Raw genomic sequence first — 20224 nt, forward strand, 5'->3', positions numbered from 1 at the left:
TTTATATTAAATATTTCACGTAGATTATATACTCTACCTACAAATCCTCTCCACCCTCAGCTTCCCATCTAGAAATCTCTTCTCGGACCATCGGTGCAACTTCTTTTCCTAATAGTTCGATCGCACTCATTACCTCATCATGTGGCATGGTGCCTACGGGGACGTGAAGCATGAAGCGTGTGATGCCTACATTTTTGCGCAGATGAATGATTTTTTCAGCGACGGTTTTTGAATCACCTACGTATAATGCACCTTGAAAGCTTCGAGCAGCATCGAAACTAGAGCGGTCATACCTTCCCCAACCGCGCTCTCTTCCTAATTTATTCATTGCTTGCTGGGTTGAAGGGAAAAACTTATCTGCCGCCACTTCAGTGCTCTCCGCAATAAAACCGTGAGAGTGCGAAGCAACTGGCAGCTTCGATACATCGTGGCCGGCATGGGTAGCCGCCTTCTTATAAAGCTGGACTAGAGGCGCAAAATGCAAGGGACTGCCGCCAATAATGGCTAGCACTAACGGAAGCCCGAGTAAGCCTGCACGGATGACGGAGTCCTGACTTCCGCCGCTTCCTATCCAAACTGGTAAAGGATTTTGAACTGGTCTTGGGTACACACCGAGATTATTTATAGCTGGCCGGTGTCCGCCTTTCCAAGTCACTTTTTCAGATTCACGAATTTTCAATAATAACTCCAGTTTCTCGTCAAATAGTGCATCATAGTCTTTTAAATCATAGCCAAATAGCGGAAAGGACTCGATAAACGAACCTCGACCTGCCATAATTTCAGCACGTCCATTGGAGATGGCATCAAGAGTTGCAAAATCCTGAAATATTCGTACAGGATCGGCTGAAGATAGTACGGTTACCGCACTTGTCAGACGTATCCGATTGGTTTGCGACGCCGCTGCTGCCAGAACCACCGCTGGAGAAGATGCCGCATAATCTTCGCGATGATGCTCGCCGACACCGAAGATATCCAACCCTACCTGATCTGCTAATACAATTTCTTCGACAACCTCGCGAATTCGTTCTCCATGACTGATTACTGCACCCGTTTCAACATCCGGCGTTGTCTCCACAAACGTACTTATACCTATTTCCACTAGAAAACCCTCCTATTATGTATCGTCTGGTTTAATACCAGAGAAATCACATCTTACAATATCCTACTAATCATTTTAACTTGTCCCCTCAAATTAAAAAAGTTTTTGATATACCTAAATAGCATTTCTATAAAAATAAGCATCAAGAAAAAAGGAAGACTTCCTCCTGTAATCTTGATGCTATGATAACGTAATAAATAACTACTCTTCTTTGACAATGGAGTAAACCTTTAAATTTTGATGCTTTCCTTTTGCGAGCATCGCTTTCCTAAGGGTGCCCTCAAATGACATACCTGCCTTTTCCATCACTCGCTCTGAGCCAGCGTTCTCTTCAAAGCATCTAGCTTGAATTCTGACTACGCCCATTTTCTCAAACCCGAATCGTATCACTTCTTTGACTGCCTCTGTTATGATCCCATTACCCCAATAATCCTGAGAAAGGACATATCCGATTTCTGCCGTCTTATGATTTAGCTGCCATGATACAAAATCAATCGATCCAATCAATTTTCCATTCTCTTTGTATTCAATCCCCCATGGAGCAACCTTTTTATTGGCATACTGTTCTAAGGTAAATTCTACAAACTCCATAGTGTCTGAAATTGTTCGATGAGCATTCCAAGTAACGTACTTTGCAACTTCTTCCTTGGAGCAATAGGAAAACATATCATCTACATCTTTTAAAGATATTTTCCTAAGGAAAAGCCGTTCCGTTTCTAATACTGGAAAATCGCCGAATACTTCTTCCATTCTCATAAAATCAGCTCCGTTACTCACTATTGATTATCTCCAATTTTTCCATTTCAATCACACTCCTCAGATATTCATATTCTGCTTGATTGAGGATGACAATATCATTGGTCAGTGATAAGGTAACTAAAAAACGGCCCCATAATTGCAACATCTTGGGAGCCGTTTTTGATATTATTCCTCTGCTATTTTTACAAGTTGCTTGCCAATATTATCCCCGCGGAAAAGACCTAGAAAGGCTTCAACTGTATTTTCAAAGCCAAAAACAATATTTTCGCGAGATTGGATTTTCCCTTCCTTCACCCACTGGGATAGTTGAGTGAAGGCTTCTTTGTTATGCTGGGCATAGTCGCTTACAATAAAACCTTTCATCAATGATCTGGTTGTCAGCAACTGCCCCGCAACCCTTGGACCCATTTCTGGCATTTCTAAGTTATATTGCGAGATTTGGCCGCAAATGATTGTTCGAGACTGAAAATTAATCAGAGTCATTACTGCATCACTCACTGCTCCGCCAACATTATCAAAATAAACATCGATACCGTCAGGACATACTTCCTTGATTGCTTTGCGCAGGTTTTCCGCTGTTTTATAATTAATAGCTGCATCAAAGCCTAATTCTTCAGTGAGATATGTGCATTTTTCATCTTGTCCGGCAATTCCGACAACTCGGCAGCCTTTTAGCTTGGCAATTTGACCAACAATCATCCCAACGGCACCAGATGCTCCTGAAACAACAACGGTTTCCCCTTCCTTTGGCTCTCCTATGTAAGTTAGTCCCATATATGCAGTCAAACCAGGCATTCCGAGTACATGAAGCGCAGTTGATACCGGTGCCAATTCTGGATTGATTTTACGAATCGTACTTCCATCCGACACATTGTACTCGGCCCACTCAAGGCGGCCTTCAACAAATTGACCTACTTGAAATCTGGAATTTCTTGTTTCAACAATCTTTCCGACCATTCCTCCAAGGAACGGCTCTCCGACCTCATAAGGCTTTGCATAAGACTTGGCAGCTGACATTCGTCCCCTCATATAAGGATCGACTGAAAGAAACAGTGTACGAATCAGCACTTCTCCTTCTTTAATCTCTGGTACTTTTTCTTCAATCATTTTGAAGTTGCTTTCTGTTGGCATTCCCACTGGCCTGCTTGCCAATAAAATTTTTCGATTCACATTTTCCCCCATGTAACCACTCCTCTTTTAAAATGAAGCATTTTCAGTCCTCTATACATGTTCTATTTTCTAAAGGTAATTCCCTGCTTTTATTTCATTACATTCGGACCATAAAAATTATTGTATTTTATAAATCGAAAAAAACGGAAGGACGACGATCGTTAGTGTAAGGAAAAAAACAGATAATGCACCGCCCTTTTGCTTCTCCTTCCATAATGTAACGGCGAAGCCAAAAGTATAAACAGCAATGGCAAACAAAGAAACAAAGATTAAAATTGTCAACCTACTCCCCTACCTTTTTAGGTTTTTTTGTTTCTTTTCCATAATCAATAATTTCAATATCCGCTTTCACCTTAATGTCAGCATCAAGATACGATTTTGCCCAATTAAATTTTTCAAATTCCTGAATCGTCCCAAAGTATTTTCTGGCGTATAAATCTAACGGGTAGGGTACACCTTTTAATTCCGTCTGTGTTTTTTTAAACAAATCTTCATTCACTAATTCGATATGTTTGGCTATGTGTCTTTTTAAAATATGTTGGTTTTTTTTCTCCTTAAAGCTAACCATAGATGGATTTGACATAATTTCCAATTTTAATGGGATTGTTATAAAAATCTTTGGCTTCCCATTTTTCAAATCCATTTTTACTTTATTGTTTTTAGTTTTCATGACTCTTGCCGAAATCTCCTTTTCTTCTTCCTTATTAGAAAAAGGATCAGGTACATTCAACAATATATCTTTGATATTTGTTGTGTCATCAAGAATATTAACCGTGCGTGTTTCTTGACCATTTAGCTTATTTATCATCACCCCATCTTTGAAAACTGCTGACCCCATAAATTGGGTATCATCAAGCTCGCCGGTTGCATTCACTTGCCCTGCTATGTATTCATCTTCACTTTTAATGGCAGGATTCTTTTCTCTTTCAGCTGAGGTGTACATCGCCAAAAAGAGATCTGACCCCCTTTCCACCGTTTGAAAAAAGCGGTAGATAGTAGAATCAGGGATCATCCCATTATCAATCCCATGATCGATTATGAATTGAAAGTATTTATGTGGTCTTGTTTCCAATTTTGGACGATTCTTTAAAAAATATTCGCTTGCCTTTTCTTTAGATACTGCCAGATAATTATTCAGTCGAATTTCTTTATCCTTTAATACATCGTAAAAGACCGTTATAAAATCCTTGTCTCCTGCAAACTCCTCAGAAATAACAAAAATCTTTAATAGTTCATAACTAATATTACGTGAGATGATCGAATTAGCAGTTGCTTTTGCTGTAATGAAATCATTAGCATCAAACGTAATGATTTCTCGAGGCTTTTCTGTTGAGCCACCACCGCCTTGCATACTCCCTACTTCGGGATTAGCAATTAGCATGGTGACTTTAATTTTCCCCTCCTTTTCTGAATGATCAAGTCCTATTCCAATCACAAATGATTTATCTTCAAGTTCTTCACGATCCCAACAGCCTGATAATATGCAGACAATGGCAAATAGCAACATTACTTTACATACTGTTTCGATTTTTTCCATGTTTAAAGTCTCCTTTTAACAGTGCAGCCAGCCATAAAATGATTGCAATAGCACTGAAAGCAGGACCCGCTATCATTGCTATTATCGGCTTGAATTCTAAACTAACATCAATTGCTGCTTCTGGAATCGATCCAATTAATAAATAGATTGTCGCGAGTGATGGGATTAAAATTTCAAAATCTTTAATTTTAAAAATATGACCGAACATTAGTGCATTGAGATACAAAAATGCAGTGAAACGAATAAATGCTGACATGATCCACATAACGAAAAAGATAATTTCTACATTCGGAAGATAACTACCGAGTGAAACATACCGAATCGCTGTGTGGAATGGAAAAGCTGTTCCTCCAAAGGTTACATCGAACATGCAGATAAAAATTAGAACGCAAACACTAATTTGTATGCTTACATAGACAAAAGCAATCCATGTGCCTTTTCGAAATTCTTTGTTTGAAGCACAATAAGGGATTAACAAGGTAAACAGAAAAAATTCAGCAAAAAGAGTGAGTCTTTGTGTACCTACCTTCAAAACTTCAAGTTTTCCAGGACCCCAAATCGGAAAAATTGAATAAATATTGCTATCTTGAGTACTTAATATTAGCGCTAGATACAAAGATAGTACAAAATAAAAAATCATTAAATAGGAAACCGAACCAATATGCTGAATTCCTTTTTTAGCGCCATAGGCACAAACGACCATTAACAGGGCATAGATGATTATGTTTGGGGTTGTTGGAAAATAAAATGTCCGAATGATATTTGTATATGTTCTTGAATCGAACGAGATGGCAAACGAGCTAATTACAAAGATAAGAAGACAAACAATAAAACCTATGTATCTTCCGAGTAACTTTTGAATGACGGAAAATAGGTTCTTATTTTCATACAAGGACAAAGTCTTTAATAATAAAAAAAGCGGGATAAAAAATAATCCAGCTGACAGGATCGGGATCATCCATGCTGCATTTTGTACCTGATTATACAGAGTGGCAGGTGTATCTTCAGATGCTTTGGCCCCAACCATCAATATAGCGATTGACACATATTCACGAATACCGAGTTTTGCAGGCTGCTGATTCATTTTCTTATCCCTTTCTTTGTTTAACCATATCCTTTGGTTTTAAATACCCTGGGCGAAACCTTTCTTTCATTGGAACATGACGGATTATTAAGTCCTTTGATGAGAAAAAATGTGGTGTCATCGGTGCAAAGTAAGAAGTGCCAAATGATTTTAATGAAACTAAATAAAAGAGAGCGGCAGTAAATAAAGCGATGACTGCATATACACCTAGAAATCCTGCTACAAGAATAAACAAAAAGCGACTGATCCGAATAGCGAAATTCATGCTAACATCACTGATAATAAATGAGCTTAAGCCTGTTAAGGCAATGACAATAATGACAATCGGACTAATGACATTAGCTTGAACAGCTGCTTGACCTAAAATTAGTGCTCCGACAATCCCAATCGTTGGGCCAATTGGGGATGGCACGCGTAATCCCGCTTCTCGAATAAGTTCAAAGGCAATTTCCATCATTAAAACTTCAATTATGGATGGGAACGGGACACGTTCCCTCGTCCCAGCCATCGCCATTAACAAATCAGGCGGAATCATCCCTACATGAAAATTGGTAATCGCAATATAAAAAGAAGATGTCAAAACAGCTACAAACAAAGCAATAACACGCAGAATCCTAATGAAATTACCATACGGCGTACGTAGATAATGATCTTCTGGCGAATGGAACAATGCCCAAAAGGTAGCAGGCAGTATCAGGCTCCCCGGTGAATTTTCCATTAATAATACAATATGACCTTCTTCAATAAATGAAGCCGCTCTGTCCGGTCGCTCCGTATATAATATAGTTGGGAATAACGATCTTGGCCGTTCTTCTAGATATTGCTCTAATATACTTAAATCAATAATCCTGTCCACATCGAGCGAAGATAATTTATCTTTTATGGTTTGAAGTAGTTCATCATTCACTAAGTCTTTTTCATATGCAAGAAACACAGAGTCTTTCGACCGCTTTGTAATAAGCTGAGCCTCAAAGATTAGATTTTCATTTTTAATCTTTTTACGGATTAAGGAAATATTATCAATCACCTTTTCGTTAAAGGCTTCTTTTGCTCCTTTTACAATTACCTCATTATCTGATTTTTCTATTCCCCGACCACGAATTTTCGTCGTTTGAAAGGCATAACATTGAGAATCGCCTTCCACAAAGAGTATGGTGCCCCCAGAAGTAATAAATTCAGTAATCTCCCCAATATTCGTGACCGTCGTTTCTATTGGATATGAAACGATATCAGGAATTTTTTCAGATGGCTGCTCAGCTTCAAGTAGTGGTTCCACGATGCTTTCTTGAATATTGGTTATATCTACCATGGTACTAATGAAGAAGATAAATGCACGCTTATTAATTGAATGGATGGTAAACTCACGTACCTTAACATCCATATTTTTCGGAACACTAAAAATGGACGTAAATGTCGCTAAATTTTTATCTAAATCATTGCTGATATCCTGCTCTTTTTGTTCTATATCCAGTGCATTGGACTGTTCGTTAAACTGAGGTTCTGGATTAAGTTTCTCTATAAGCGGTTTTAATAGCCTATTCTTCATCACGAACCACCCCCAGTTTTTATCTAGTTTTCCAATTTAAGGTGCTCTTATGTATAAAAAAACAAAAAAACGAGCCGCAATCATCACTGTCCATCTTTTAATTTTCAAATATAAAAAAATCCCTTCAAAGTGAAGGGATTCATTTCTAATCTTTTTATTGTTTCAAAATGTAAGAACTGATCATGAACATGACCAAAATATAGGTTCAATCCGATTGTTTAATTTTGTAGTTTTTATGATTAACTATGGTTGTAAGTGGTTCATCTTTCGTTTTTGAAAATCCGTATTGAACCATTACAGAGTTTTCCCTAATGCCCGTTACTTTTCCTTCATGTTCTTCTCCTTCACGTTTAAAGGAAATAACATCGCCAATTTTCACAGTGGCCATTCCCATCACCTCGCCAATATAATGTCCAAAAATTTCTAATGTAATACTCCCATTTGCATCAAAGTAATCTGCAGTTTTTTTTAGATTTGCAACTATTTTAAAAAAAGATTAGGGAATGCTCAATTAGTGTGGTATACTTTGTCTACCATTTTCTTTATGTGTTTGTGTGCCCGCCCTACTCAACTGCAGAGTAGGGTTTTTTTATGTAATTTTTTCTAAGATAACAAAAAAAGACTCTACAAGAGAGCCTTTTTATATTTAAGTTCTTATTATGCTTTGCGAACGTTAGTAGCTTGGGGTCCACGTTGACCTTGTTCTACTTCAAATGTTACTGCTTGACCTTCGTCTAAAGATTTGAAACCTTCGCTTTGGATAGCTGAGAAGTGTACGAATACGTCGTCTCCTGCTTCGCGTTCGATAAATCCGAATCCTTTTTCTGCGTTAAACCATTTCACTTTACCTTGTTCCATTGTTGTTTCCTCCTCGTGTGCTAAGCACACATTGTGTTACTATCCTTGCATCTTTAAGACAGAAAGTTTTAAAACTTAATACCTACCGAAAAACAAAAATAATTCTTCTTTACTATAACAGAGACTTCCCATTAATGCAAATCAATATTCAAAATTTATTTGCACCCCCTATCACAAGATGTTCGCCTGAATTTGGCAACCCGTAACCAATACAAATCTGTTATAGTAGTCTAATAAGATGATTTTCGAAAGGAATTAATTAAAATGAAATGTATTTCAATTGATTTAGACGGCACTTTATTAAACTCACAGCATCAAATATCTGAGGAGAATCTAGAAGTCCTCAACAAACTACAAGAATTAGGTCATTGTGTCATTTTAAATACGGGTCGTGCCTATGCAGATGTCATAAAATTAAAAGCGCTCCAAAATATGGAGCTTCCGATATTTTGCATTAATGGTTCTATCCTATACTCAGCGGCAAGAGAACGGTTATATGAGGCAACTTTAACAACTTCTGCTTATGAAGAAATATTTGCGATTTTACAAGGATTGGGTGTAGGAATTCTCGTATATACAAATTATGGAGGTTTCCCTTCCACCTTGCCACCGCTACATGGAAAAACAAAAGAGGAGTTAAATTCCCTTTTTCAAGAATTCAATTATGACGAAATTCTTGAAAAAGACAATCTGAAAATTTATAAACTAATTGCGTTGTTGCAAGAGAACCAATTAGACAAAATTGAAGTAGTGAAAACTGCTCTAACTGGAAGAACTGATATTTCAACCGCCACCTCTTTTCCAAACATTATGGAGATTACTTCAATTGAAGCGAATAAAGGAAAGGCTTTATTACGTTACCAGCAGATGATGGACCTATCTTTTGATGAAATTATTGCATTTGGAGATGGGGGCAATGATCTAGCTCAATTTGAAGTTGCCACTACTTCTGTTGCGATGGGAAATGCTCCTCTCGCCATTCAACAAAAAGCTGACATTATAACGAAAACTAATGACGAAGATGGGTTTGCTTATGCTGTTCGTCATCTATTAGATTTACTCAAGACAGATGAAAAAATCTCAATATCCTAGTAAATAAATAAACGAGACGCCAGAAAATGGTGAATCTCGTTTTTTTTTCCCCTAGAATCACTTTTTGTCGATCAATTTTTTTATAGTTAAAAGGGCTCGATGTCATTTTGAATAATGAAAGGCATAATCTTTTTACTAAAGGGGGGATTTTTATTAGCCAGTCATTTGCAAACAACACTTCATCTAGAACCTCGGTGGTATTAGGGGTAGTCTTAGGAGTGATAGGGATTGGACTCATGGTCATTAATATCTTAATTGGGTTTATCTTCGTTATTATTGGGGCTATATTATTCTTCGTCATTCGTTACTTTGCCAACGATACTTCAGTTTCTTGTCATGAGGATGGATTTATTGTAACGGTTATCAATAAAAGAAAAGGAACCTCTGTCCATGAATATTCCTGGCAGGACGTAACTGAAACGGTTTATTATGAAAAGGATTCTAGCGGTGAGAATAACACCACCACTTGTTATTTTCAGGCTAAAACCGAAATTGGTGTTGCATTTAATCTAGCTGAAATGAAGAATTTTGATGGATTAATTCAGCTTTTCAATAATAATACAAGCCACTTGCCATACTATTGGGAAAAACCAAAAGGAATGTTTAAAACCAGTTATGTAAAACAAAATCGGATTTGATCTTAAAAAAGGTGACTTAACACCGATGCCTGTCACCTTTTTAAGATCGTTTTAAACTAGTTCAAGCTGAGTAAATATTTCTGAAAATGATTCTTCTTTTTTTATCTGCATTTCTTGCTGTTCGTTGATTCTTACTTTTCTGTTCTTTTCAAATTGTTTCAAATACTGTGCGCTAGTGTTATTTTCTAAAAGCGCTCTGGTTACGATTGGAGCTAACACGTGAGCGTCCAATAACCCACAATTAATTCCAATTGCTCCTGTCGGGGTCATTGTATGTGCGGCATCACCTATGATCACTAAGCCATCCTTAACCCATGTCTCACTGCACGAACTTACTACCTTTAGACAAACAAAATCCTTCCATGATTGGATATTTCGTAAGACAATATCTTCTAATTCCGGAAAACTGTTTACTAATGGTTCCAGAAATAATTGAAGATCTCCCTTTTTCAACGAAGGAAATGCCCCCTCTTCGATATTCCAGCCAATTTGGATGCGACCACCCGTTTGCGTGAACAATGCAAGCTGATGTCCATCAACAAAAACCATCCTTGTCGTTGGCTCCCATCCTTGTGGAGCAGGAATTTTTGCCCATAATACATCGTAACCATGCTTTCTTTGTTCCGTTAGGATATTCGCATGCTTCCTCACAGTAGAATATCGTCCGTCCGCTCCAACGATAATCTTACTTGTGATTTCTATTTCCTGGCCATCCTTTATCGCATGAACACCTGCATAAAATCCATTATCATCCTCGATCAACCCGGTTACAGTTGAATTGTATAGGATTTGGAAATGATTATATTGCTCTGACTCTTTAATAATTGCACTCAGTAAATTGGACTGTGGAACATGAATGCCCACATGGTCCTCATCGTTAGCAGGTAAAATCGTTTTAACGATATCTTTCCCAGCAAAGTATTCAACCTTACTCATTCTGAGAAGACCTAGTTCTTCGATTTTATCAAACAATTCATGTTCTCTTAAGATTGCCTCTGTATCTCCGTTAATATGCTCGCCTCTAAACTCCCTACTTACTCCGGAAGTACGTTCTATTATAATGGTTGACACACCATTTTGGGCTAATAAGTAACCAAGTAAAGTCCCTGCTGGTCCTCCGCCAACAACACAAACATCTGCATGTAGATTCAAGTTACTCACCTTCTGGTCTGATTTTATGTTCGTTCAAGCACTTTTTCTGACTTTTTTAAGTAACATTATAGCCAAGCAATAATTTATCAATTGAAGTTTTGTAATAAGAAAATAAGTTAAGTATAGATTAACAAAACTGAGGTTATTGGTCAATTATCTGTGAGTAATTACAAATATATGTTCCTTATGGATATTTTTACAATCAGCTACTATAGAAGTAGATGCTGTCGTTTATTCCACTGCACCAAGAAACCCTCCAAAGCTGCTGGAGGGTTTCTGCTCAATTGACATTAATGAAAGATTTAAGTGGTTTGTACGATAAAGGCAATTTACTATAGAGGATTTTCAATGTAAGGAATTCATTCAGGGGCTGAAGTAACCATACTTGTTGAAGGCTGAGGTAAATTGAACTATTTACAATACAATTTTTTCAAGGGATTTATTGATCGCATTCCTAAATGTCCAGATAATGTCAGTAAGGATACCATTCTCCACCTTTATTTCTTTAAGATCCCAATAAAGTTCATTTTTCCGGTGATAATAAAAACCTCCATCTTGTGACTTTATTATTGTAAGAGTCCCTTTAGGTTTATTCGTTTCAATAAAAAGATAATACTTTTCTCCATTCCACTGGGCAAACGATTCGAAGTTTTTAAGAAATTCACGAACTTCATCTTTACTGTTTATCAAATTATTCACTCCTTAGTTGTGAGTGGCCAGGGGCTAAGTCATTACCTCCTTTTAAGATTAGAAATATGATTTTATTTATAGACGGATGAAGACCACTATCCTATTATCTTGGTAACAAGACAAACGGTGTTGGTTATAGGTGCTGAATACAGTATATTCGGAAAAAAAACTGCCATGAATATAGACTGACTATATTCATGGCAATTTTTCCATTTAGATTATTTTAAGCTTATCTTTCATTTTCTCATCAAGGAGTTGAAATGCTTTTCTTAGTGCCTCCTTTGGTATTTGCCCATACAAATCCCCAATGCTTACTTCGTAATTGGTTGTTACGTTATTCCCTACCCTAAGATAACTGGTTAAACCGATTCCTGTTTCCAGATAGATTTCGGTTAATGTGGCTTCTACCACTTCTTTTGGTGCATCAAAATACACATGAAACATATTGGATACAGGCTTCAACGGCAAAGTAGAAACGGCATGACACTGATTATAATACTCAGCAAGTTCCTTTGCACAGAGATAATACTGATTCATTTTGTCTACCCGCTTATCAAAATAATAATCAGCACTAAGGATATACGGATAAAGGCTAATTAAATCACCACCATGACGCCGTTTCCATACCTTAGATTTTTCTGTAAACTCTGTATTTCCTGCAAGAATCGCTCCAGCAATCCCACCGATTCCTTTGTATAAAGAAACATAGACACTATCAAAAAGCGCACAGATTTCCACGGCAGATTTTTCATAAAAGGGAAGAATCTCAAATAATCGAGCACCATCCAAATGTAATTTGATGCCCTTTTCCTTACAATAAGCTGAAATCGCTTCAAGTGTTTCATAGGCAGGTAGCTGACCACCAATCTCCCTCTGTGGTAACTCAAGCAATAAACAGGCAATCTCCTCTTCCAAACCCACCACATCTTCTAGTTGAATCACACGATCCTTATCCGCCAACAAAATTGTCTCAATATGATGCAATTCTTTTAAGCCATCTTCTTCATGAATCTCTAAATGACTTAATGGATGATAAGCAACCTTTTTTATTCTCAACTCATCACACCATATCCGTAAGGCGATTTGCTGTGTCATCGTTCCACTAGGAAAAAATACAGCAGCCTCTTTTCCTAAATACTTCGCCATCTTCTCTTGGAACTCGTCGATTATTTTTCCCTTACCGTAATGATCACCATCCTCTTGGCCATCCCATTTCACTAATGCCTCTTTTAAAACTTGAATATTCCGTGGACCATTTCCAGCTACTTTGTATTTTGTTTGTTTATAAAAGTCTGAAAAACTATTCATTTGATTAGGCTCCCCTCGATCCTTTGTTAATAGCCCTTTTTTACATTCACTTCGTTATCCAGTGGTTTATTTTCTTCGATATTTTTTAGCGTTTCAAGAAAACAGTTTACCCCTTCTTCCGGTGTGGTAACAGCTGAAATATGGGGGGTGATATGTATGTTTGGATGATTCCAAAATCGGTGATTCTCTGGAAGTGGCTCGTGGGTAAAAACATCGAGCACAGCAAATTTGAGATGGTTGTCATACAATGCCCGAAGCAATGCTTCCTCATCAACAGTTGCGCCTCTTCCCACATTGATGAATCCTGCACTTGATAAACGATTAAAAATATTTTTAGAAAACAGATTTTCCGTTTGCTCTGTCAACGGTAAGGTGTTGATGAGATAATTCATTTCATTTATCTGAGAAAAATGAGAATCAACAGTCATCACTTCTTTAAAATAATCCTTTTCTTTTCCGCTTAAGGAAACGCCGTAGACATCTACACCTAGTCCAGTTAATACTTTTGCTGTCATTTGACCAATTTCACCGGTTCCATAAATCATTACTTTTTGGTCACTTATTAATTTTGGCGTGATTGGTCCCCAATTTCTTTTCAATTGTAAGGCATGAAAGTGGTCATGCAACTGGACATCTTTTAGTATGTAACTTAAACAATATTCAGCAATTCGTTGTCCAAAAGAACAGATTGTTCGTGTTAGCAAAACATCTTCCTGCCAATCCCTCTTAAATAAAAATCGATCCACACCTGCACCAAGCGAGTGCACCCACTTGATATGACTGAAATCATAGGAAGACTTTACATTAAAAGAAACAAACGCATCCGCCCACAATAAATCCTCCTGCTTCATTTCATCTTCGGTAAGATAACGAAAATCCTTATGAATATCATCTTTTTCTATTAAGGATTTGATCTCTTTGTACATTGGGCTCACAACTAGGATATTATTTATCTTCATATTTTCACCTCTTTACTAATTGTAATGGCAAAAGGAAAAAACGAAAAGTGCCAGGCACCTGACACTTCCACTTATAAGCTTTTACCTTTTTCGTAAAAGTTGTTCATATCTTCTTTTGGTACAAGTGAACCGCCCGTTGCCCAGACAATATGTGTAGCATTTTTTAGGTTTGTATAATCGGAGGTTGCGATTTTACTAGGTCCAAGCAGACCAGATGCTGCTGAGTGTTCGACAAAGATTCCCTCACTGTCCGCATGTGTGACCAGTATTTAAATAAATCATTATCTTCAAAAATGTCCACAACAAAAGGGCTGGATTTGGAAATCCAAGCCCTTCAAGAACAGGGATTTGAAAATTACCATGTTCCCCTAAATTCTCTTTTTCACATCTTCTCTTAATGATTCAATTATGTTATCTGGTAAATCCGCTGGAAGTGAGGTGCCATTTTCGAACACCCATTTATTCATTATTTCAAGATCAGCCTTTTTAAATGTTATGCTATAATTTTTACTTTTGTAGGTAAAATCAGCTGTCACATATTCTTCAACAGCAAAGTCATCGTCAATGATCATATTATTTATTTCATATGGATTCACGGCAGGTTCCCCTTTTTAACAGTCTTATCTATAGAGTTAACTTTTTCTAATTGTTTATTCCCTCTTTTACCAAAACCCCAAAGTATCTTTTCACACTCAAAAAAAAGGTGCAAGGACTATCGATCGTTTGATAGCACTTGTCACCTATTTTGTCGTGTGATTTCATTTATTAATTGAGAGGACAACAAGCCCAAGGACTGAATCGTCAATTGCTCTTCCAAACCCTTGCGGATCCGTCATAGCACGCCATCTTTCTTTCCTTACAGCCGATAATGCTAGTTCAAGTGCTTCATCCTTAATGCCTGCTTCTTGAAGAAGATGCAAAGCTCTTTCCATGGAATCTACCATTCTCATCGCTCCATAGCTATGTGGCTCCCTGTATAGCCCTTTGGCACTTGTAAGGGTATATGCCACATAGTCCCGAAGTTGTTCAAGAATTTGATCTGCGGTTTTAGTGGTTGTTTCCATACTGGTCATACGAAATTACCTCCAATACCTTTTTACTTGTTTTCGATCGTGGCGGCATGTCTGCGTAACCCAGACTGATTAATAGCTCTGGTTCAATTTCTTCTGGCAGTCCTAGTACCTTTTTAATAGATTCACGATGGAACGAACGCACAGGACAATTTCCAATATCATTTGAATGAGCTATTAAAAGAATATAAGCAGCAGCTATTCCAAGATTGACGAAACGAAGGACTTCAGCCGTATCGATTCCTCCGCGAATCAATGACTCCGTTGCGTTCGAGCATAGGACAACTACAGCTGCTGGGTCTCCAGATAACCCTGGTGCAAACCGTTTGATAAGTCTTAATTGTTGTTCATCCTGAACAATCACAAAATGGGATTCTTGCGCGTTACTTCCTGAGGGACTATGTAGAATCGCATTTTCAATTTCCTGTATCATTTCTGGTGGTAATGTCCGCTGTTCAAAGGATCGAGTGCTTCTCCTTGATTTTACTGCATCAATTACTTTCATATTTTTACTCACCCTCTCCTACTGTAATGAAAAACCCAGTTCTTCAAGAACCTGTTTCAGGTTCATTCTTAAACTCGCTGATACTGCAATCGTTTCAGGGCGCGTACACCTTCGAGCTGTATGCTCACACCAGCCATACTCCACGCCCTTTTTTTCCGGTTCTCCTGCTAAAGAAACTCTGCGACCATCGTATGTTCTCCGTGAAATCATGGTTTGATCATACTCGGCCAATTTTTCATCGAGAACCTTCGTGGAGTATGTTTCTTTATGAACCGTCACTTGTTCAGGAAGTCGAGGTTTAACACCTCTCCTCATTCCCTCTCGCTCAAATCCTATCGCTAAACCTGATACAACAAACACACCCTTCGGCAGGGTAAGCTCCTCAGCTACCACTTTTGGATTATTCCTAATAGATCCAACAGGACAAGACACAAGTCCAAGCGATTCAGCAGCTACCAGTGCGTTTTGTAATGCCAACGACGCATCTACGGCAGCGAGTAAAAACATCTCTAGCGTCTCAGCCGCAAATTTATGCCCTTGCCTTGCGGTTACATACTTTAACCTATAGATATCAGCACAAAACAAGAGAAAAACAGGTGCCTCTCTAATAAAGTTTTGATTTCCAGATAAAGTGGCTAGTTTATCTTTTCGCTGTTCATCCTTTACGATTATAATACTGTAAGCCTGAAGGTTAGATGAAGTGGGTGCACTACGGGCAGCAGTAATTATCGCCTCCAGAACTCCCTCAGATAAAGGCTTTGGAAGAAAACCCCTAATAGATTCATGTGCAGTGAGGGTCTCAATCGTTTGATTAAGTAGGTCACTAGGCAGGTTAATCCCTTCTAATTCCAACCTACTGGCAGTATTGACGGCTATTGTCATAATGAACCTCCCCTTTACATTTGCATGCTTGCCCTGTTCATCTGCTTCACTTGTTTCAATTAAATTAGTATTATGTGTGATTAGGCTGTGTTATTATTTAGTGTTGATTTTTTCCTTTAACACAGCCTAAGATTAAAGAATAAAATTATTTTTTCAATTTCCCTTTTTCCATTAGTAATTCATTATTAATATAGACATCTGGTTTAGTTACTACCCCATCGATGTGTACTCCTGCTGAGATGGTACCCCCGAAGGTATTGTTGCTTCCAAATGCAACATGAATAGTTCCATATACTTTTTCATCTTCAAGAACTACTCCTGTAATCCTGGCTTTATCGTTCGTTCCGATTCCAAATTCCCCCAGAAATCTGCCATCAGTATCACCCAATATCGCCAATAGTTTTGGCGCTGCCTCTCCTTCTGCATTAACAATTCGGCCATTATCAATAGTTAGCAGGACAGGAGAATCTAGCTTTCCGATACCTGCAATCGATCCGTCAATGACAATTTTTCCGTTTGCCGACCCTTCTATTGGAGCAATATATGCTTCGCCAGAAGGTAGATTTCCAGACTCTCCAGAATTTAAGTACATTCCCGTACTTTGAATACCGTCCCTTCCAGCAATGGAGAAAGACAATGAATAACCGTCTTTATCAATCCTAACGGTTTGACCTTTTGTAAGTATAGCGGTCATACGATCTGTTAAAATTTTTACTTGGGAATAATCAGCTGAAATAGCTCCTTCTAAAAACATATCCTTTGTTATACCTGGCATCGTGGCTATGCGAGTCCCAGATGATGCTGCATTCTTTCTTGCTTGTGTATGTGTTAACGAATGTTCTGTTATGCATACAACCACATCCGACTCGATCATGGCTGCTGTTACGGTAGCGGGTGGTTCCTCACCAGATTTTTGCCGTTCTTCCATGACAAGAAGCATCGCTTCCGCATTAAGTAATTTACCTGCTTCGTATAAGGATTCACCAAGTTCCTTCTTAACATCATCCGTTACTACAAGAAACATTTCATTTTCTTTAAGCCCTAAGCATGTTTCTAATACATATTTACTGATTTCGATTAATTGCTTTTTCATTTTTCTCATCCTTTTTTAAATCATTTCTGATGTTAGTTTAGCCATTATTGAATTTGACAGAATTACAGGTAAACCTGTTGCTCGCGAAACCATTTCACGCGCTTGCTCTGTGTAACCCATGCAATCTAGTAAAATAATATCGACTTTGTTTTTAAGTTCATTTGCCGCTTTTTCATAGCTTGCAGAATCATTCATATATGGTGAGGCAACCGCAAAAACTGGGGCCAACCCAAAGGGTGAATATTTCGGTTCAAGAAGGTCTCTTTGCTCAGTTAGAGGGACGATTACTCCAAACCTACGGTTAGCGACCAGCGCCTTAACTGTTGGAGGAATAATATGATCTGGTTCAATTAAATATGAACTGTGCGTCGTAAGTCCGGGGAAGACCCCTGTGCATAGGAGTAAAATTTGTTTAATTCCTAAACTTTCAAGATCGTTAATCTTTTCTTGTAAAATGGGTTTTATTTTCTCACGGGACATAATGACAGATTCATTCGATACTAATCGGGAGGTTAACACATAATCGTCATTATCTGGATACAAATTTTTTTCAATAAATTCCTTCGTCATTCCATCTAAAACCCCAACCTGGACAAGTTCTGCACGTCCTTCCAAATATTTCTCAATAATTGGGGCAACATCGTTTCGCGGTGCTTGACCGATGGTAATCATTCCTAATCTCTCCATTATTACAACCCCCATTTGCTAAATGAATAAAAGGGAGCAAAACGCCCCCCTTCTGCTTATACTTGTGGAGACTTTTGTCCCTCTGTTTGTAAAATTTTCATTGAACCGTATAGCTCAGTGATTTTACTAAACTCATCTTTGTTATAAAATTGACAGGTTCCATTTGTTGTTTCCTTGGCAACTTCAACAGCAAAGCGGACAGCATCCGCAATGTCGGTTTCATGACTCGCACCAGTTCCGCAGCCTGGAACAACTGATTGAGCGGTTATGGCTACACCAACTACAGGTGATTCAGTAGCTACTGCAGGCTGTAGAATAGAATTAATGTGATACAAATCATTTCCATATGGTGTAATATCCTGAGTAGTAATAGGGAAAGTAACAGCAAATTGACCTGTTGTCATCTCCATAATCCTCAGTAAATCATCACTTACTCGGAGAATGTACCCTTCCTTAACAGTTGGAGAAATCGCAATTCCTTTATGGTTGATCACTCGATTTCCCTTTGTGGTATCAATTGATATTATTGCTTCCATTTCAGGGACAACTTCATATTTATTCATGGTCAAGATATCAACCGGTGAATCCATAAAATCAACAGGTTCATGCGGGAGTGTCGGAGCGTCTGGACAAATATGAGTGGTAACAATAACGTCACCAAGAAGCGTATCGCCTTTCGTTTGCATGTTTGCAAGCTTTAGTGCGGAAGCTACGGCTGCAACTGCTCCATCAGCATCAGAAACTAAACCAATACGGCTCGGACGAGCACCTACTCCTCCAAGACGACCCACTATTCCAACGGTAGGTGCATCTCCACCACTACTTTTTCCATTTGACCCTGGAATCACCACTTTAATAAAATCTGTGCTTCCTTTATCCCCATCAACCGTTTGGACCGTTACAGTTACATTTGCAAAAGAACTGAATAATTCCTTCACATTTTCTCCAGTGACATAGGCACTGTCTATTGTCTCAATCGCAGTTAAGGTTTGTTTAAGTACCATTATTCTTTCCTCCCTATTCACTTAGAAGATATATTCAAGTATGGGTTTTTTTATTATTTCCTCTATAGGTTTCATTAATTTTTCATTTCTCATTGTGCTGCTTAGGATTAACTTTTCCTTTGGAACAGTAATGACTGCTATATGTTGTCCCTTTTTGATGGCAGCTGAGACGATTGGCTCAGCCGTTCTTGCATCAAGTGTCATGATAAGGTCTGGGAATGTTCCAAACCTTTCCCCATTCTTTTCAATCGTCATGTATTCATTCCAGACTGTTAATTCATAGGTACCATCAATTGTTACCTTGCCTACATCAAAACCGCCTGCCGTTTCAAGAATAAACTCTGTTACTGTTCCCTCTGTAACAACTTTACCGCCAAGTTTTCTAACCACAGCATCTATTGCCGCTTCACCCGTATGGTTTAACAAGGCTTCACCTACTTGAATTGCTTGTTGTATTGCCCCTGCTGCACCATTTTCCTTTGCGTAAGCAACAGACACAGGGTTTCTCGCAACAGCTACTAGACCACCCGCTTCAATTGATGCTTTTCGAATAATCGTTGATGCCTTGTCAAGTGAACCAGAAACGCTCAATTCTATATAATTAGCACCTTTGCCTCCCACTGCGGCCTGATAGGAAATATAATCAGTTTGCTCAGATAGATTCAAAGACCCCATTGAACCTGTTGGATGTGCCCGTCCATTACAAGGGATATCGATTACTGGGAGTCCTGTTACAGCTGATTGAAACCAGCCATTTACAGTGGTTGCGGCTCCATTTTCATTTGTAATAATCCCATGAATCGGTTTTCCAATTTTTTGTGAAAGTATATCGAACGCTCTAGCATAATGAATGGGCTTTACGAATTTTTCTTTTGCAGCAGGTGCCCCAACCAAGGAAGCTGTTACTAGCAAATCTTCTTCCTGAAGTTCATCTACTGTTTGTAATTTTGGCTGACCAATGTCTAGAGCTAGTCGCCCGATTTGAAGGCCATCTTCAATCCAGCCACCTCCGCCCCCACCAAGGATTGCACCACCATAAACTGCATACTCAACTATTTTCTTGTCTAACTTAATATTTGCCATTTTATTCT

Annotated in this window: 24 protein-coding genes; 2 read left to right on the forward strand and 22 right to left on the reverse strand. The window is 38.3% G+C overall.

Going from position 1 to position 20224, the window contains the following annotated elements:
* Positions 1-37: 37 nt before the first annotated feature.
* The 10 genes from NSS81_RS00855 to NSS81_RS00900 all read right to left on the reverse strand — a co-directional run bounded on the left by NSS81_RS00855 (position 38) and on the right by NSS81_RS00900 (position 8053).
* Positions 38-1099 carry an LLM class flavin-dependent oxidoreductase gene (locus NSS81_RS00855; protein ID WP_342431695.1) on the reverse strand — a complete coding sequence of 354 codons (1062 nt, stop codon included), beginning with the start codon at positions 1097-1099 and terminating at the stop codon, positions 38-40.
* Between the two features lie 201 nt (positions 1100-1300).
* Positions 1301-1855: a GNAT family protein gene (locus NSS81_RS00860; RefSeq protein ID WP_342434154.1), complete on the reverse strand. Its 555-nt coding sequence runs from the start codon at positions 1853-1855 to the stop codon at positions 1301-1303.
* Positions 1856-1868: 13 nt separating this feature from the next.
* Positions 1869-2003, reverse strand: a complete 135-nt coding sequence (locus tag NSS81_RS00865; protein ID WP_342431696.1) for a hypothetical protein — start codon at positions 2001-2003, stop codon at positions 1869-1871.
* A gap of 20 nt (positions 2004-2023) precedes the next feature.
* Entirely contained in the window at positions 2024-3040 is a 1017-nt protein-coding gene (locus NSS81_RS00870) for an NADP-dependent oxidoreductase (protein ID WP_342431697.1), read from the reverse strand.
* Between the two features lie 105 nt (positions 3041-3145).
* Positions 3146-3310 (reverse strand): hypothetical protein, encoded by a 165-nt coding sequence (locus tag NSS81_RS00875; protein ID WP_342431698.1) that lies wholly within the window; start codon positions 3308-3310, stop codon positions 3146-3148.
* A 1-nt stretch (position 3311) separates the two neighbouring features.
* Entirely contained in the window at positions 3312-4565 is a 1254-nt protein-coding gene (locus NSS81_RS00880) for a Ger(x)C family spore germination protein (protein WP_342431699.1), read from the reverse strand.
* A complete protein-coding gene (locus NSS81_RS00885) occupies positions 4540-5649 on the reverse strand; it encodes a GerAB/ArcD/ProY family transporter (RefSeq protein ID WP_342431700.1) in 1110 nt (369 codons plus the stop codon). The genes NSS81_RS00880 and NSS81_RS00885 overlap by 26 nt, the downstream gene beginning before the upstream one ends.
* Positions 5650-5653: 4 nt before the next feature.
* Complete coding sequence (locus tag NSS81_RS00890; protein WP_342431701.1) at positions 5654-7195, reverse strand: spore germination protein; 1542 nt, start codon at positions 7193-7195, stop codon at positions 5654-5656.
* Positions 7196-7400: 205 nt separating this feature from the next.
* Positions 7401-7583: a DUF2187 family protein gene (locus NSS81_RS00895; protein WP_342431702.1), complete on the reverse strand. Its 183-nt coding sequence runs from the start codon at positions 7581-7583 to the stop codon at positions 7401-7403.
* A 269-nt stretch (positions 7584-7852) separates the two neighbouring features.
* A complete protein-coding gene (locus tag NSS81_RS00900; protein ID WP_007083691.1) occupies positions 7853-8053 on the reverse strand; it encodes a cold-shock protein in 201 nt (66 codons plus the stop codon).
* Between the two features lie 264 nt (positions 8054-8317).
* On the opposite strand from NSS81_RS00900, the gene NSS81_RS00905 reads away from it, so the two are divergent.
* Together NSS81_RS00905 and NSS81_RS00910 are read left to right on the forward strand one after the other, a co-directional pair.
* Positions 8318-9145 (forward strand): HAD family hydrolase, encoded by an 828-nt coding sequence (locus tag NSS81_RS00905; RefSeq protein ID WP_342431703.1) that lies wholly within the window; start codon positions 8318-8320, stop codon positions 9143-9145.
* A 218-nt stretch (positions 9146-9363) separates the two neighbouring features.
* On the forward strand, positions 9364-9783 hold the full coding sequence (locus tag NSS81_RS00910) for a hypothetical protein (RefSeq protein ID WP_342431704.1): 420 nt from the start codon (positions 9364-9366) through the stop codon (positions 9781-9783).
* A gap of 51 nt (positions 9784-9834) precedes the next feature.
* Here NSS81_RS00910 and NSS81_RS00915 read toward each other — a convergent pair whose 3' ends face one another.
* The 12 genes from NSS81_RS00915 to NSS81_RS00970 all read right to left on the reverse strand — a co-directional run bounded on the left by NSS81_RS00915 (position 9835) and on the right by NSS81_RS00970 (position 20216).
* Entirely contained in the window at positions 9835-10944 is a 1110-nt protein-coding gene (locus NSS81_RS00915) for an FAD-dependent monooxygenase (RefSeq protein ID WP_342431705.1), read from the reverse strand.
* A 405-nt stretch (positions 10945-11349) separates the two neighbouring features.
* Positions 11350-11625, reverse strand: a complete 276-nt coding sequence (locus NSS81_RS00920) for a hypothetical protein (protein WP_342431706.1) — start codon at positions 11623-11625, stop codon at positions 11350-11352.
* A 213-nt stretch (positions 11626-11838) separates the two neighbouring features.
* On the reverse strand, positions 11839-12933 hold the full coding sequence (locus NSS81_RS00925) for a beta-eliminating lyase-related protein (RefSeq protein WP_342431707.1): 1095 nt from the start codon (positions 12931-12933) through the stop codon (positions 11839-11841).
* Positions 12934-12959: 26 nt separating this feature from the next.
* On the reverse strand, positions 12960-13892 hold the full coding sequence (locus tag NSS81_RS00930) for a D-2-hydroxyacid dehydrogenase (protein WP_342431708.1): 933 nt from the start codon (positions 13890-13892) through the stop codon (positions 12960-12962).
* A 368-nt stretch (positions 13893-14260) separates the two neighbouring features.
* On the reverse strand, positions 14261-14488 hold the full coding sequence (locus NSS81_RS00935; protein ID WP_342431709.1) for a hypothetical protein: 228 nt from the start codon (positions 14486-14488) through the stop codon (positions 14261-14263).
* Between the two features lie 162 nt (positions 14489-14650).
* A complete protein-coding gene (locus NSS81_RS00940) occupies positions 14651-14965 on the reverse strand; it encodes a DUF6092 family protein (RefSeq protein ID WP_342431710.1) in 315 nt (104 codons plus the stop codon).
* Positions 14940-15467 carry a nitroreductase family protein gene (locus NSS81_RS00945; RefSeq protein ID WP_342431711.1) on the reverse strand — a complete coding sequence of 176 codons (528 nt, stop codon included), beginning with the start codon at positions 15465-15467 and terminating at the stop codon, positions 14940-14942. Before NSS81_RS00945 ends, NSS81_RS00940 begins: the two co-directional genes overlap by 26 nt.
* A gap of 18 nt (positions 15468-15485) precedes the next feature.
* The gene (locus NSS81_RS00950) at positions 15486-16349 is read right to left on the reverse strand and encodes an NADPH-dependent oxidoreductase (protein WP_342431712.1); all 864 of its coding nucleotides are present in this window, start codon (positions 16347-16349) and stop codon (positions 15486-15488) included.
* A 145-nt stretch (positions 16350-16494) separates the two neighbouring features.
* Positions 16495-17442, reverse strand: a complete 948-nt coding sequence (locus NSS81_RS00955; protein ID WP_342431713.1) for an aminopeptidase — start codon at positions 17440-17442, stop codon at positions 16495-16497.
* A 15-nt stretch (positions 17443-17457) separates the two neighbouring features.
* The gene (locus NSS81_RS00960; protein ID WP_342431714.1) at positions 17458-18144 is read right to left on the reverse strand and encodes an AroM family protein; all 687 of its coding nucleotides are present in this window, start codon (positions 18142-18144) and stop codon (positions 17458-17460) included.
* Between the two features lie 41 nt (positions 18145-18185).
* A complete protein-coding gene (locus NSS81_RS00965; RefSeq protein ID WP_342431715.1) occupies positions 18186-19133 on the reverse strand; it encodes a DUF1177 domain-containing protein in 948 nt (315 codons plus the stop codon).
* A gap of 21 nt (positions 19134-19154) precedes the next feature.
* Complete coding sequence (locus NSS81_RS00970) at positions 19155-20216, reverse strand: DUF917 family protein (RefSeq protein ID WP_342431716.1); 1062 nt, start codon at positions 20214-20216, stop codon at positions 19155-19157.
* Positions 20217-20224: the final 8 nt, after the last annotated feature.

Source organism: Neobacillus sp. FSL H8-0543, assembly GCF_038592905.1.
In the GTDB taxonomy this organism is placed as follows: domain Bacteria; phylum Bacillota; class Bacilli; order Bacillales; family Cytobacillaceae; genus Neobacillus.